Annotated in this window: 12 protein-coding genes; 11 read left to right on the forward strand and 1 reads right to left on the reverse strand. The window is 39.6% G+C overall.

Annotation, left to right across the window (positions count from 1 at the left end; all coding sequences use genetic code 11):
* Window positions 1-127: 127 nt before the first annotated feature.
* Window positions 128-865: a heavy-metal-associated domain-containing protein gene (locus tag EAX61_RS06785; RefSeq protein ID WP_121916926.1), complete on the reverse strand. Its 738-nt coding sequence runs from the start codon at window positions 863-865 to the stop codon at window positions 128-130.
* Window positions 866-991: 126 nt separating this feature from the next.
* Between EAX61_RS06785 and EAX61_RS06790 the strand changes: the two genes are divergently transcribed.
* From EAX61_RS06790 to EAX61_RS06840, 11 genes are all read left to right on the forward strand, one after another.
* Window positions 992-1,591 (forward strand): hypothetical protein, encoded by a 600-nt coding sequence (locus EAX61_RS06790; protein WP_121916927.1) that lies wholly within the window; start codon window positions 992-994, stop codon window positions 1,589-1,591.
* An 8-nt stretch (window positions 1,592-1,599) separates the two neighbouring features.
* On the forward strand, window positions 1,600-2,403 hold the full coding sequence (locus EAX61_RS06795) for an AfsR/SARP family transcriptional regulator (protein ID WP_121916928.1): 804 nt from the start codon (window positions 1,600-1,602) through the stop codon (window positions 2,401-2,403).
* Between the two features lie 444 nt (window positions 2,404-2,847).
* Window positions 2,848-3,105 (forward strand): hypothetical protein, encoded by a 258-nt coding sequence (locus EAX61_RS06800; RefSeq protein ID WP_121916929.1) that lies wholly within the window; start codon window positions 2,848-2,850, stop codon window positions 3,103-3,105.
* A gap of 102 nt (window positions 3,106-3,207) precedes the next feature.
* Window positions 3,208-4,266 (forward strand): hypothetical protein, encoded by a 1,059-nt coding sequence (locus tag EAX61_RS06805; protein WP_121916930.1) that lies wholly within the window; start codon window positions 3,208-3,210, stop codon window positions 4,264-4,266.
* Between the two features lie 39 nt (window positions 4,267-4,305).
* Window positions 4,306-4,590 (forward strand): hypothetical protein, encoded by a 285-nt coding sequence (locus EAX61_RS06810; protein WP_121916931.1) that lies wholly within the window; start codon window positions 4,306-4,308, stop codon window positions 4,588-4,590.
* 241 nt (window positions 4,591-4,831) lie between these two features.
* Window positions 4,832-5,485, forward strand: coding sequence for a TetR family transcriptional regulator C-terminal domain-containing protein (locus EAX61_RS06815; protein WP_121916932.1), 654 nt, complete (start codon window positions 4,832-4,834; stop codon window positions 5,483-5,485).
* A gap of 9 nt (window positions 5,486-5,494) precedes the next feature.
* Entirely contained in the window at window positions 5,495-6,829 is a 1,335-nt protein-coding gene (locus EAX61_RS06820; RefSeq protein ID WP_121916933.1) for an ABC1 kinase family protein, read from the forward strand.
* 90 nt (window positions 6,830-6,919) lie between these two features.
* Window positions 6,920-8,755 (forward strand): WS/DGAT/MGAT family O-acyltransferase, encoded by a 1,836-nt coding sequence (locus EAX61_RS06825; protein WP_121916934.1) that lies wholly within the window; start codon window positions 6,920-6,922, stop codon window positions 8,753-8,755.
* Between the two features lie 3 nt (window positions 8,756-8,758).
* Window positions 8,759-9,691 carry an alpha/beta fold hydrolase gene (locus tag EAX61_RS06830; protein WP_121916935.1) on the forward strand — a complete coding sequence of 311 codons (933 nt, stop codon included), beginning with the start codon at window positions 8,759-8,761 and terminating at the stop codon, window positions 9,689-9,691.
* An 8-nt stretch (window positions 9,692-9,699) separates the two neighbouring features.
* On the forward strand, window positions 9,700-10,878 hold the full coding sequence (locus tag EAX61_RS06835) for an alpha/beta hydrolase (RefSeq protein WP_121916936.1): 1,179 nt from the start codon (window positions 9,700-9,702) through the stop codon (window positions 10,876-10,878).
* Window positions 10,879-10,884: 6 nt separating this feature from the next.
* A complete protein-coding gene (locus tag EAX61_RS06840) occupies window positions 10,885-14,118 on the forward strand; it encodes an HAD-IB family hydrolase (protein ID WP_121916937.1) in 3,234 nt (1,077 codons plus the stop codon).
* Window positions 14,119-14,154 lie beyond the last annotated feature (36 nt).

The following is a 14,154-nucleotide window of genomic DNA, read 5'->3' on the forward strand; positions in this document are numbered from 1 at the left end:
AAATGACACACAAAATTTTTATGGAAGTAAGTGTAATTAAATGGTAAGAAGATATAAATAGCGGGTGATTTTGTTAAAAAATTACCCATTATTCTTCTGTAAATCAAATGGATACTAAGCCGTAAAGTTATAAATATGCGCTCAGCATTATTGCTGCCATCACGATCATAATCGCATTTTCTATAAAAGTGGCTTCTGTCATAGGAAGTTTTAATGCCGTGCCTAGACACGCACATTGTATGGATTTTTTATCCAGGAGCGTTTTAGTCACACCTATTGTGGTGATTCCTAAAATAATGAGCGTTACAACCAGTGCAATGGGAATTTCAAGTCGCATCAAGAACATAAGTCCTAAAATCGTTTCTATAAAAGGATACAACCAGCCATAAGCTGGTAAGAATTTAGCCAGAGGATCGTACATTCTGAAGCTTTCTGGAAAACCCTTTAAATCAAGAATCTTAAAGAAGCTAAAAACAATAAAGAACAACCCCATAAAATCTAACATTGCCTCATCCCAATTTGCCCGATTATAATTGAGTAGGGCAGTGGCTACAGCTATATATGCTAAGATGATAAGCAATGGCTGCAACTGTTGTAGTTTTGATTTTTTGGGTTCCGCTTTCGCGAAAGCGTTATTAACGTCATTATGTACAGTAGAATCTTTTTTTTCTGTAATCGTATATTTTTCTGGTAGCGCTTTTTGAAGTGTGGTGGTGGGGATGTGAGAATCCATAGTAATAATCGCCTCTTCCTGGTCTAAATGAACTTTGGCTTCACGTACGGCTTCAATGGCATTGAGCGTATTTTCAACACTCGTGCGACAGCCATTGCAGGTCATTCCAGTAATTTTATAGGTGTGTGTCATTGTACTTTAGAATTTAAATAACCACTTAGATAAGTCGTGTTTACAAAGGTAGTCTTAAGATTATAAAAGTAACATCAAGTAAGAACCCGTATATTTAAGCAAGTTTAATTGTAAAGACTTTGTAAAATGACCAAGAAAACCGCAGAAACCGCATCATTTATGGTTCGGTTTAATCAAAAAATATATGCAGACAAGGGAGAGGATAAAGTGCAATGGCGTGGTAAAGTAAGTCACGTACAAGGTGGTCAGGAACTCAATTTTACAGACTTTAACGATGCCGCCGCTTTTATACAAGCGCAGCTAGCGGCGCTCACACTAGATGCCACCCAAGATAAGTCGACCGAAGAGCAGGAAAACATTCTCAAGAAGAGCTATTCCTTATTTAAAACCTTTGCCGCTACAGGACCACAGTTTTTAAAGGAAACTCTAAAAGACCCGCGCAAGCAGGTGGCAAATATTCAGGAACAGCTGAGCGAGTATGGCGAAGAATTGCTAGAGAAAGTTCCTCTGGATGACTGGCGCAATGCTTCAAAATCTGATTTTCAGGATATCAAAGAATCCATAAGTGCACTTACGAAGTCTGTTGCCACTTTGAATAAGAAAGTAGATGAACTGAGTAAAACCGCTCCTACCAAAACTACTGCGAGAAAAGCGCCTGCAAAAAAAGTTGCAACAGGAGTTAAAAAAACTGCAACTACTGCAAAAACGCCTAAAACCAAAAAGTAAAAGGCGATATGTCTGACCTCCAATCCCAACTCGACCAGCTTCTCATATTTCAGAAAGAAGCGCCCATACGGTTTCAGACCTTGGGCAATTTTGTGCTTTGGCGAGATGGAGAGAAAGTGAATTCAAAAGATTGGGGACGAGACAAAACCGTGCAACTCATACAATATCTCATTTCCTATCGCCAGCGACACGCGCTTCACAAAGAACATATCATGGAGCATTTATGGGAAGAAGGTGACGATCGCGATTTTAAGGTTGCACTTCACGGAGTAAACAAAATGCTAGAACCTGACCGGCCTTCCCGTACTGAACCTATGTATCTAGAACGTCAAGGCGTCACTTATCAGCTCAATCTCGATAAGGTCTGGATAGATGTAGAAGCGATAGAAAAGTATATCACTATAGGTAACGAAGCACTCGTAGATGATCCCGCTTGCGCGAAAAAAGCCTACAAAGCAGCCATCGCTTTATATCAAGGAAGCTACCTTCCCAACAGAATTTTTGCCGACTGGACAACGGAAGAGCGTGAAAAGTCACAGGTTCTCATCCTAGGCGCCTACACCGTCCTCGCCGAGCTACTCGTTAACGAAAACCCGATGGAATGTGTGCGTCTCACCCAGCAGGCCATTGCCATTGACCCTACTTGGGAAGATGCCTATAAAATTCAAATGCAAGCCTACATCGCAAAAGGCAATCGTCCTCAAGCCTTAAAAACTTACCAAAAATGTGCAGATGTGCTTGATGAAGAATACGGCATTGAGCCGTTGCCGGCTACTAAGAATTTGCTAAAAGAGATTGAGGCGATTGGGTAGGAAATATTTTTTCTTTCACGCGTTTCTATAAACTCGATTGTCATTTCGACGATAGGAGAAATCCCATAATCTAGCTCAGAAAAGCAAACGCACTCAAACCTGCTCACTGCAATACGATTTCTCGTCGTACCTCTCTCAAAATGACAAACAACGCATCACAAAAGAAATAGGAACTCTTAATAAAAGGAACCGATCTAAGGTGGTTGAGTGATTTAAAACGAAGCCTGAGCGTAGTTTTAAATTGTATCGAAACCTCCGCATCTACCTCACAATCAAAAATTCTTTAAAATTTTTCGCGAAAGCGCAACCCACACTCCCACAGGGTTTAAAGTTTAATTGTTCAAAAATAATGTGACACTCAAAGTATCTGTAACTCATCTGTAACTACCTGATAGTATGTTTGCAGTGTAAAAATAAATAATCCAATAATTAACAACATATATTATGGCAACTACATCAAAAAGAGCAAAACAGTCACTTATCGAGAAAGCAGCTTACGGAGCTTTAGGAATGGCGACAAAAGTAAATGATTTTGCCCTGAAAACTACAGAGCGCGCTTTTACAAAATCTTTTGAAATGAGCGAGAAGTGTGTAGGTGTTACCGGTAAAATAGTAAAAAAAGGACTTCAGGTTTCGGCAGCACAGCAGGAAATGACGTTCGATATTTTAGAGAGCATCAAGAAAAAAGTGATTAAAAAATAAGGAGTTAATTATCTGACTATCAGATTTGCAACTCATCTGCAACTCGCATATCGTAAGTTTGCATCATAATAAAACAATAACAATATTTTAAAGACATATAAAATGGCAACAGCAACAAAAAAGACATCGACTAAAAAGACAGCTACAAAGAAAACAGCAGCAAAAAAGTCGGCAACAAAAGCAGCTTCTAAAGTAAGCTCAATAAACAATTCTTTAGTAAAGGCATCTATGGCAGCTATCAACACTACAGTTAAGAATGGTGAAAAATGGCAAAAATTAACCAAGAAGTTAATTAAGAAATCTGAGCCTGTTCGCACAAAGCAAATGGAGATCCTTATGGATACTGCAGCTGCGGTAAAGAATCAAGCGGCTTCAGGTAAAGAGCGTATGATGGACCTAGTAGGATACGATGGTACGACTGTAGATAAAGCAGTAGATTTTGCAAAAAACAATCCTGTAAGCAAGAAAGTAATTGCTACAACTGAAGATATCAAGGAGAAAGTTTCTAAAAACCCAATGGTAAAGAAGGTTGAAAAAACGACTGAAGATATCAAGAAAATGAGCATCGCAAAGTTTAACGATGTAAAGGAAGACGTACTTGAGCAAGCACAAAAGATTCTTCACAAAGGAGAAGAGATTGTAAAAGAAGCTAAAGTTGAAAGACCAACTTCTAAAGAGGTAAAGGCAAAAGGTGCAGCTAAAGTAAAAGCCGTACGTAAAACAACTGCTAAGAAAGCTACCGCAACAAAGAAGCAAACAGCTAAGAAAGTGGCAGCGGTAAAAGAAACAGCAAAGAAAACTGTAAAAGCGGTTAAGACTGAGGGTACTGTAAAAGCTGCAACAGTAAAGTTTGAAGGAAAGCAAAAGGAAGAAGCGGTAAAAGCAGCAACTAAAGTTGCGGTAAAAACGATAGCTAAAGATGATCTTAAAATCATTCACGGTATCGGGCCAAAATTAGAAGGTGTTTTTAACAAGAACGGTATCACAACCTTTGGTGAGCTTGCAAAAGCAGACAAAACTAAAATCGAAGCGATCTTAGAGGAAGCAGGACCAGTTTTCAAAAACGTTGATACAGCAGACTGGAAAAAACAAGCTGAGGTAGGTGCAGAAGGTGGTGAAGAGGCACTTAAAACTTGGGTAGCTCGTTACAGAACTGCATAGTTTAAGTTTAGATAATAATTCCCCTAAAAAATAAATAAGATGAAAAAAGTAAATGTAAAGACTGCAAAAGGAATGATTTCTAAAGCAGTAAATACTACAAAAACAGTTGCTGGTAAAGCAAACGAGTTTGCACTTCAAACTACAGAAACTGTAGTGACAGAAGGACTTGAAGCGACAGCACAATGGCAAAAAGTGGCAGACACCGCGATAAAAGGTGGTCTCAAGCTAGCTGCAAATCAGCAGGATCTTGTTTTTGATGTGTTAAACGATATCAAAGGACAGTTCAAGAAAAGCAAGAAGCGTTTTTCTAAACTTGTTGCATAAGTGACAGATTGTATAAATTGTGTTTTCGCTTTCGCGAAAGCGTAATTAGACTCATAAAACCGAGTTGTACCCTAGTGTATAGCTCGGTTTTTTATTTGCCATATGCGTTTCCTAAAGACTTTTAATTGATTATTTTTAAGCAAGAAAGAAAACCCCGATTAATTACTGAAATCACTAAGTAAATTTAATGTTCATTAGTGTGCTGGATTAATCATCACTTAACAAATAGCGACAACGACATTTGGCAAAACAAAAGAAAATAACGCAGGCTCGCATCATCGATATTTATATGGATGAGGTAGTACAATTGGGTGAAAAGCCAGAAAGTATAGCATCCTTTCTAGCGTCACATAATTTTGACGAAGAGGATTTTTATACGCACTTTGAAAATTTTGAAAAACTGGACAAGACCATCTTTAGTATCTTGATAGAAACTTCGATTGCCACTCTGGCAGAGAGTGGTGAATTTTTGTCTTTTAGCAAGAAAGACAAGTTGCTCAGTTTATATTATACCCTATTCGAGAATCTTAATCTTAATCGGGATTTCGCACTTATTTGTATCAAAAGTTACGGGATAAGTTTAGATACGATCACCCTGTTTTCAGGACTTAAGGAACAATTTATAGCGTTTATGAATTCGCTTGGACTTGAGACACTTAGTTTGAACATCGATACGCTGGAAACTATTCAAAAAAAGTCTATAAATGAAGGCGCTTGGGTACAACTTTTGCTCACTATTAAGTTCTGGATGACAGACGATTCTAATGACTGTGAGAAGACAGATATTTTTATCGAAAAGTCCATAAACACCGGTGTAGAGTTGCTCAATACAAAGTCGCTTAACAATATTATCGATCTGGGTAAATTTCTCTATACCGAAAAGTTCAAGTCCTAAAAGGCAGCTATGAAAACGACAAAAGATATCCCACTTTCTAAAATACACCGCGCCTCAAAATTGCTACAAACAGGTGCAAAAGTTGGTGTAAATTATTTAAAATATTATGGCGATAAGATGGTAAACTCTGAAGCAGATGCTAAGGAGCGCCTCAACGAGAACAACGCCACAGACATATACGACAGCTTAAAAACACTTAAAGGGAGCGCTCTAAAAATGGCGCAAATGATGAGTATGGAGAAAAACATAATGCCTAAGGCATTTGTAGAGAAGTTCTCGCTCTCGCAGTTTTCTGTACCACCATTATCTGCGCCACTTGTCTTAAAAACCTTTAAAAAATCCTTTGGGAAATATCCAGAAGAACTCTTTGACACCTTCAATACTTCGGCTACGAATGCGGCGAGTATTGGGCAAGTGCATCAAGCCACTAAGGATGGAAAGACCCTCGCTGTAAAAATTCAATACCCAGGAGTTGCACATAGTATACAGTCCGATCTCGCGATTGTGAAGCCTATCGCGATGAAAATGTTCAACATTAAAGGCGAGCACTCAGAGCAGTACTTTAAAGAGGTAGAAAACAAGCTCATTGAGGAAACCGACTATGTGCTGGAACTGGAACAAAGCCTTGAAGTGGCCAAAGCCTGTAAGCACATTCCTAATTTGCATTTTCCAACCTACTATCCAGAATATTGCGCCGAACAAATCATAACGATGGAATGGATGAAGGGCATCCACCTTTCAGAGTTTACGCAAATTAATACAGACCAAGAAGCCGCGAACAGCCTCGGGCAAGCACTTTGGGATTTTTATATGTACCAGATGCACGTACTGCGCAAAGTACACGCAGACCCACATCCTGGCAACTTCCTCGTTTCTGAAGATAAAGAGCTTGTGGCGTTGGATTTTGGCTGTATGAAGGAAATTCCGGAATCATTTTACAATCCGTATTTTGAACTTTTTAAGATGGATGTGATTGATAATCCAGAACTTTTTCACGAGAACCTGATGGCGTTAGAAGTCCTTCGAGAAGATGATTCTGAGGAAGAGCTCAAGTTTTTCAAACAAATGTTTTACGAAGTATTAGCGCTTTTTATTGAGCCTTTCCAGCAAGACACGTTCGACTTTTCTGATGAGACCTTCTTTAATAATATTTCGGCACTTGGGGAACGTTATATGAAAAACACAAACATTAGAGATTTGAACGGGAATCGCGGTTCACGACACATTATTTATATGAATCGCACCTTCTTTGGACTTTTCAGTTTGATGTTTGACCTCAAGGCAAAAAATATTAAGATTAGAAATTATGATGCTTTAGTATCCCCTGAAAGCATTGGGGAATAAGCAGTATATGAGTACGCTTTCGCGAAACGCTAAAGACGTTTTTATAAAAAGCGTAATAAAAACCAATCCATAATTAAATTGCATTAGTAAATGGCAAAGAAATTAGATTTTAAAGACATTGTACAGGACGCCTTAGACGGAAATATCAAACAGATTTCAGGCTCTGACGCGGCATTTTTATATGCAGAATCGCCCACGAGCCCCATGCATATTGCTTCACTTTGCATCGTGGAGGGTTCAATCGAGTTTGAAGATTTTAAGAAAAATGTGGCTTCAAAACTGCATCTCATCCCAAAATTTCGCCAGCGATTGCTCAACGTCCCTATGAATGTGGATTATCCGTACTGGGTAGATGATCCTAATTTTGACTTAGATCTGCATCTTAATCGTGTACGACTTCCGGAACCCTCTAACTGGAAAACACTGCGATCTCTTACGTCTAGTATTTTTAGTGCACCGTTAGATTTGCGTCGTCCTTTATGGTCTATCCATTTTATTGAGGGTATAGATGAGATTGCGCAAGTGCCCAAAGGTTCTGTAGCGATTGTGAGCAAGGTGCATCACGTGATGATAGACGGTAGCTCGGGTGTGGGGATTATGGGAGTACTTTTTGACAAAGAGAAAAATCCTTCGGCTAAGATGCCTGACCCAAAACCCTACGAACCCGATCCGTTACCAGATGACATCAGTTTGCTACTTAAAAGTGGTTATGGTTTTCTAAAAAATCCATTTAAGCTCCCTAAAACGATTGCTGAGACGGCGTACACTTTCGTGAAATCAAAAGCAAACAAGACGCTCAGTATTCAGAAAGAGTTTGCATCTGCGCGCTACCCGGTGCCTATTACGATTTTTAATGAAAATATATCGGCCAAAAGGACTTGGGGAACAGCCATCCTTTCTTTTGACAGAATAAACGCACTCCGAAAAATCACGGGCGGTAGTGTGAACGATGTCATTCTCGCTTTCTGTGCGGGAGCGATACGCCGTTACCTTCAGGACAGAGAAAAATTACCCTTGCAACCACTGGTAGCAAATGTTCCCATTTCCATACGTGGAGAGGACAAGTCGCTCAACAACCAGATTGCAAATATGATGATACAGCTGGCCACGCACATAGAAGATCCGCTGGACCGTCTAGAATATATACAAGAGCAAACCATGCTGGGCAAGTCACGCCATAAAACGATGGGCGCCAAAACACTATCGAAAATGGCAGATGCTGTCCCTTTTGGACTGGCAAATCTCGCCGCAGGACTATACAGCAAGTATAATATGAAGGACTTGCACAGACCACCATTTAATGTGACGATTACCAATGTACCTGGTCCTCAAAAAGCTTTGTATCTCAACGGTCACAAAGTTGTCTCTGTATTTACACTTACTCCTGTAGTGGACGGCTTTGGACTTATCATTGCGGCCTTTAGCTACAATGGTAATGTGACTATTACCGCTACATCAGACTCTAAGACAATGCCAGATGCAGAGAAATTTGCAAGATACATACGAGAGAGTGCAAATGAGCTGGAAGCATTGGTGCTAAAAAACGAGAAATCTAAGGCGAAAGTATCAAAGGCAACCAAAGACAAAAGCAAGAGTGCAACCTTTTTTAGCACGCTTAAACGATACTTGAACAAGGAGGCCGAAGTAGTTAAAAAGTATAAAGGCGTTTACCACATAGACGTAGATTTAGGAGCAACGAGTCAGTGCTGGGTTATAGACCTAACCGGCGAAAAGGTGGTCATTAAAAAGACGAAGAACCTCGATCCAGCCACTTTGATAGAGATAGAGGATGCAAATCTTTACGATATGTATAAAGGAAAATTGCTTTTTGATGAACTTAAAATACAGCAACGTATTAAGATTTCTGGTACGGTTGCAAACAAGAAGAAATTTACAAATCTTCTTAAGGCATTTTTGGCGCGATAATTTATGCATTATAAAACTCATACATTTCAAGCCAGCGACGGCGAAATTATTTGCTACTACAAATGGGATACATTACCCAATGTAAAACAGCGAGGCGTCATCCAGATAGCCCACGGTATAGGTGAGCACGCCGGGCGTTATGATCACATTGCCCACCGTTTGCAAAAAGAAGGTTTTACGGTCTATGCAAATGACCATCGCGCTCACGGTAAAACGGCAGAGATCAAAAGGCTTTTTGGCTTTTATGATGGCGATGATTATTTTGAAGATGCAGTTGCAGATATGCACGACCTTTCCAACCTCATGCGCGCTGAACATCCCAGCGAGAAATTTGTTCTTTTTGGGCATAGTATGGGTTCTTTATTAAGCAGAAAATATGTACTTCATTATGGTGACGAAATAGACGCGCTCATTCTTTCAGGAACAGCAAGTTTTATAAAAGGACTTGGCCATTTTGGATTGGTTGCCACAAAAGCAGTAACTGCGGTACGTGGTCGTGAGCGTGGAAATGAGACGTTGAGAGCGCTGTTTTTTGATGAATTCAATAAAAAATTTAAACCTAATCGCACAAAACTCGATTGGATAAGTAGTGATGAAAAAGCGGTAGATGCTTTTGAAGCAGATCCGTATCGCATTGAGAATTTCTCACTAGGCGTTTTTGCAGATATTATTTCAAACTCGCGCAAGCTCAATAAAGATGAAGCTTTTAAAAAAACACCAAATGCATTACCCATTCTCATTTTCTCAGGAGATAAAGACCCTGTTGGTGAGATGGGAAAAGGCGTAAAGAAAGTCGCAAAAGGCTTTAAAAAGAATGGAAATGAAAACCTCACTTTCAATTTATACAAAGGAGGCAGACACGAAATGCTCAATGAGACCAATAGTGACGAAGTAGAAGAAGACATCATCACGTGGCTCAATACCCAAATCCCCTAAATCATAGAATGAACGAAAAATTAAATTTATATAAAACCTTTATCCAGTTTGCCTCAGCGCTCGGGCTCCTTAACGGACTCACGCTAGAGGAAAGTAAAAAGGTGTTGTTAGAAAGTTTTAAGCTCCACCCCAATAGCGAGGACATTCTGCCTATTATTGATGGTTTGGAACTGGATGAGAGTCCAGATATAAAGTTTTTATTTAACGAATGCATCCGACTGTGCGACGAGCTAGGTCCTAGCCGAGAATATATTACGTTACTAGTAATTTTAGAAAATATTCTCACAATCGCTTCACAAGCTGGAACAAAAGAACAAACGGAAGTAGCAAGCTCAGTATTCTTTAAGTTTAAACAAGAAATTGCCGAAATTAATTTAAAGATTCCTAAGCCTCCCTTGTTTAATATGTTGCTGGAAACACGCTCTATTATTGAGTGGGCTTCTATCTACGCTATTTATCCTTTTATTCCTAAACGTATAAAGGGTGAGGGTCGTCCTGTGTTATTGATTCCTCCATATCTAGGAGATGATTACTCTACTTCATTTGTCCGTAAGTATTTGACATCGCTCGGTTTTAAAACCTACAAATGGGAAATGGGTTTTAATATGGTAAAGTCGCATTATATCCCGAGGTTAGAGGAGAAACTAGATGATATTTATCAAGCTCACGGTAAAAAAGTAAGCATCGTAGGTTGGTCTGGTGGTGGCATTTTTGCAAAGATTATGGCAAACCGTCACCCTAACCAAGTGGAACAAATCCTGACTATAGGCTCTCCTATTTGGGGCGTGATGGATATGAAAACCCCTGTTTACGGTATCTTAGAGTTTTTTAGAGGAAAATCGCTCAAGGACAGGAACAAACGTTTTTTAGAAGAATTAGAACCTATACCAGACGTTCCAGTTACTTGTATCTATACAAAAACCGATGGTCTTGTCCCGTGGAAACATTGTATGGAAGCCGAAAGTTACCGTAACAACATTCGCAATATTGAAGTATTTGGGAGTCATTCAGGACTAGGCGCAAATGCCAGTGTGCTTATGATAACCGCAAATGCGCTGAGTGCAAATATCAATGGCCAGACCATACAACAGGCCACGACAAACATTGAGCGCGTCCTGTATCCTTTTTATTGGAATGGGAAAAAGCGTAAATTCACTTTTAAGAACTTTAGAGTACAGAAGACTTAAACGATAATGGAACATATAATCAACCATCCAGATTTTCAGAGAGCTTTAAAACGAGTAGCAAAGGAGGAGGATATCGCTTTCGCGAAAGCGCAAAAAGAAGGCGCAAAATACATCAAAGAACTCTACGCCGAACAGCATCCACTCGCTAAATCGCTCTCCGTACGCGGGTTTGATTATATACTTTCCAGAGCCTACAGCGACAAGATAGATGTAGATCCTAAGGGTATCAAAAAGTTAATGCGACTGATGCGTCAGAATTCGGTGGCGTTTATAATGACGCATAAGACATACTTGGATACTTTGGTGCTCATTTCAACATTGGCGAGATATGGAATGCCAGTACCCTACTCTTTTGGTGGTGATAACCTTGCATTCCCGGGATTGAAACAACTAGGAAACAATGCTGGACTTATCTTTATACGCCGAAGTTTTAAGGACAATGCGATTTATAAAGTAGCGTTGCGTCACTACATTTCAACCATTATAGATAAAGGAGAACATCTCACTTGGAATATCGAGGGAACGCGATCACGTACGGGGAAAATCCTGCACCCGCAAATGGGTATCCTTAAATACATTATGGATGCAGAAAAGCAAAGCACAAAACCTATAAAGTACGTTCCCGTTTCCATTGTTTATGACCTTATTCCTGACGTAAAGGAAATGACGGAACAGGCAAAAGGAAGCAAAAAACGTTCTGAAAATCTGAAGGAAGGAATTGATTATGTGCGTAGTTTGTCTAGTGATTATGGGCGTGCGGCCATTCGATTTGGAGAGCCCGTAGATGCAGATGAAAGTTACTCTGTGGTTGTTCCGCAGTTTAAAGAGAATGCGACAAAGCCCAAGAATTCGCTACCACATTTCGCCTTTGAGCTTATTCATCAAATGTCTAAAATTACACCAGTCACAACGGTTTCTCTGGTGTGTAATGTTTTACTTAATGACTTTGCACTCACAAAAAAAGAAATTGAGTTCAAGGTGAACAAATTGATGGAATACATCGAGAAAAAGCAACAAAACAGTTTGCTGGATCGAGGCAATCCTATTGCTGTAAGTATTCAAAAAGCACTTAATTTATTGCAAGGAGCAGGAATTGTTCAGAAAAGTCGTGCCGGTCAGAAAGCACAGTATAGTCTAGTTTCATCTGAATATCTGCCAGCCACCTATTACGCAAATATGGCTGCTGGACATTTTTATCACGCAGCGTTTATCGAGATGGCACTTGCCAAAATAAAAGACGATACTTCGCCGAATCGTATTGTACATTTTTGGGAAGAGATAATGAAGTTGCGCAACCTCTTTAAATTTGAATTTTTCTATACAAACAAACCAAAATTTAGCGCAGAGATAGAGGAAGAATTGAGCCGTTTTAATAGAAACTGGCGTTCCATATTGAGCGACCCGTCTAAAAGCGTAGAAGATATTTTAAAGAAGCAAAATCTCTTTGTTTCAAGGGCTTTACTCCTCACCTATTTAGAATCAGATAAAGTAGTTTGTCACACCCTCAATAATTGGGATGAGGACGATCAATTTAAAACAACAGATTTCTTAGAGCTCTGTATGTTTAAAGGAAAGGAGTTACACTGGCAAACCAGAATTACTCGCCTAGACAGCGTCTCAAAACCATTTTTAAGCAATGCGCTACGATTTGCAGAGAATGCAAAACTTACACCTGTAAACCAAAAAATAGACTACAAAGGACTAGAAAAATGGATGGAGCAACTAGACGACTTAACAGCCCGTCTTGCATATCTTAAATCTATAGAAGTTGATCCGAGTGTTAAAGTTCTTGAGCAAATGGCAGCTCAACAAGGCCTTGTACCTGATACTGATGAAAATGCTAGAAAACGTAAAAAAGATAAGCCTGAAGAAGGTCCGCACATAGCAGCTTATTTTGATATGGATCGTACGCTTATAAATGATTTCTCTGCAAAGAAATTTATGACTACGCGTTTATTTAGTGGGGAAACTACGTTTAAGGAGTACGTTACTCAGTTTATGACCGCTCTGGTATTTTCCTTTGGCAATCGCGATTTTGAAATTCTTACTAAAGTAGCAGCACTTGGCGTGAAAGGGATTCCAGAAAAAGTGTTTAAGGAACTTGGTCAGGCCGTTTTTGATGATTATCTGGTAAACACAATCTACCCAGAATCGCGTAAACTGGTTGAGAAGCATTTAGAAATGGGTCATAAAGTGGTGATTATTTCAGCGGCGACTACCTATCAAATTGAACCTATTGCCAAAGAACTAGGCATTAAGGATGTATATGCCACTAAGATGGAAGTACATAAAGGTAAATTTACGGGTAGAGTTGCAGAGATGTGCTGGGGAGAAGGAAAAGCCCGAGCCGCAAGAATCTTTGCCAAAGAAAATGACATTGACCTAGAAAAAAGTTATTTCTACTCAGATGCTATAGACGATTACCCGCTGTTTAAAATTGTGGGCAACCCTGTTGCAACTAATCCAGATAAAGCCTTATCTCAAGTGGCTTTTGAAAATGACTGGCCTATCCTGCGCTTTGAGCAACCTGTAGAAAAACCTGTGGTAAATGGACTACGCACCGGGCTTGCGATTGCGAGTATCTATCCTTCAGCATTAAAAGGTGCGATACGAGGATTAATGACAATGTCCCGTCAGGAAGCGGCAAATACGACTTTTGCTAGTATCGGTAATTTGGGTACAAAACTCGCTGGACTTGAAATCTCCGTAAAAGGCGGTCATAATTTGCGAGATTTTCGTCCCGCAGTATTTGCCTTTAACCATCAGAGCGCTGCCGACTTTTTTATCTTAATGAAAATTCTGAAAAACAACATTACTGGAGTTGCCAAGAAAGAACTAGAACGCACACCCATTGGTCCTATATTTTCAGCCTTAGGTGCAATCTATGTTGACAGAAGTAATAAAGAAAAAGCCATAGAAGCAATGGAGCCCGCGGTAGAAGCGTTAAAAAATGGTATCTCTGTAGTGATCGCTCCTGAAGGAACTAGAAGCGGTAGTGCAGAACTAGGAAGATTTAAAAAAGGTGCTTTTCACCTTGCGATGCAAGCAGGAGTACCTATCATTCCTATCGTGATTAAGAATGCTTATAAGGCAATGCCTAAGGGAACCTCCGCACTGCGACCTACACATATTGAAGTAGTCGCACTGGATCCTGTAGATACAGGACTTTGGAAACTAAAAGACCTAGATAAAAATATAGAATACGTAAGAAATCTCTATCTTCAAGAACTAAATAATTAAGTAGCATATCGAGCTCTTGCTTTAAATAAAATCAGC

The sequence above is a fragment of the Dokdonia sinensis genome, from assembly GCF_003688895.1.
Classification (GTDB): domain Bacteria; phylum Bacteroidota; class Bacteroidia; order Flavobacteriales; family Flavobacteriaceae; genus Dokdonia; species Dokdonia sinensis.

Bases quoted from the DNA above. Each gene is read 5' to 3' on its own strand.
- EAX61_RS06790 (WP_121916927.1), top strand. From the start codon at position 992: ATGACCAAGAAAACCGCAGAAACCGCATCATTTATGGTTCGGTTTAAT.
- EAX61_RS06840 (WP_121916937.1), top strand. From the start codon at position 10,885: ATGGAACATATAATCAACCATCCAGATTTTCAGAGAGCTTTAAAACGA.
- EAX61_RS06800 (WP_121916929.1), top strand. From the start codon at position 2,848: ATGGCAACTACATCAAAAAGAGCAAAACAGTCACTTATCGAGAAAGCA.
- EAX61_RS06825 (WP_121916934.1), top strand. From the start codon at position 6,920: ATGGCAAAGAAATTAGATTTTAAAGACATTGTACAGGACGCCTTAGAC.
- EAX61_RS06805 (WP_121916930.1), top strand. From the start codon at position 3,208: ATGGCAACAGCAACAAAAAAGACATCGACTAAAAAGACAGCTACAAAG.
- EAX61_RS06835 (WP_121916936.1), top strand. From the start codon at position 9,700: ATGAACGAAAAATTAAATTTATATAAAACCTTTATCCAGTTTGCCTCA.
- EAX61_RS06830 (WP_121916935.1), top strand. From the start codon at position 8,759: ATGCATTATAAAACTCATACATTTCAAGCCAGCGACGGCGAAATTATT.
- EAX61_RS06820 (WP_121916933.1), top strand. From the start codon at position 5,495: ATGAAAACGACAAAAGATATCCCACTTTCTAAAATACACCGCGCCTCA.
- EAX61_RS06810 (WP_121916931.1), top strand. From the start codon at position 4,306: ATGAAAAAAGTAAATGTAAAGACTGCAAAAGGAATGATTTCTAAAGCA.
- EAX61_RS06795 (WP_121916928.1), top strand. From the start codon at position 1,600: ATGTCTGACCTCCAATCCCAACTCGACCAGCTTCTCATATTTCAGAAA.
- EAX61_RS06785 (WP_121916926.1), bottom strand. From the start codon at position 865: ATGACACACACCTATAAAATTACTGGAATGACCTGCAATGGCTGTCGC.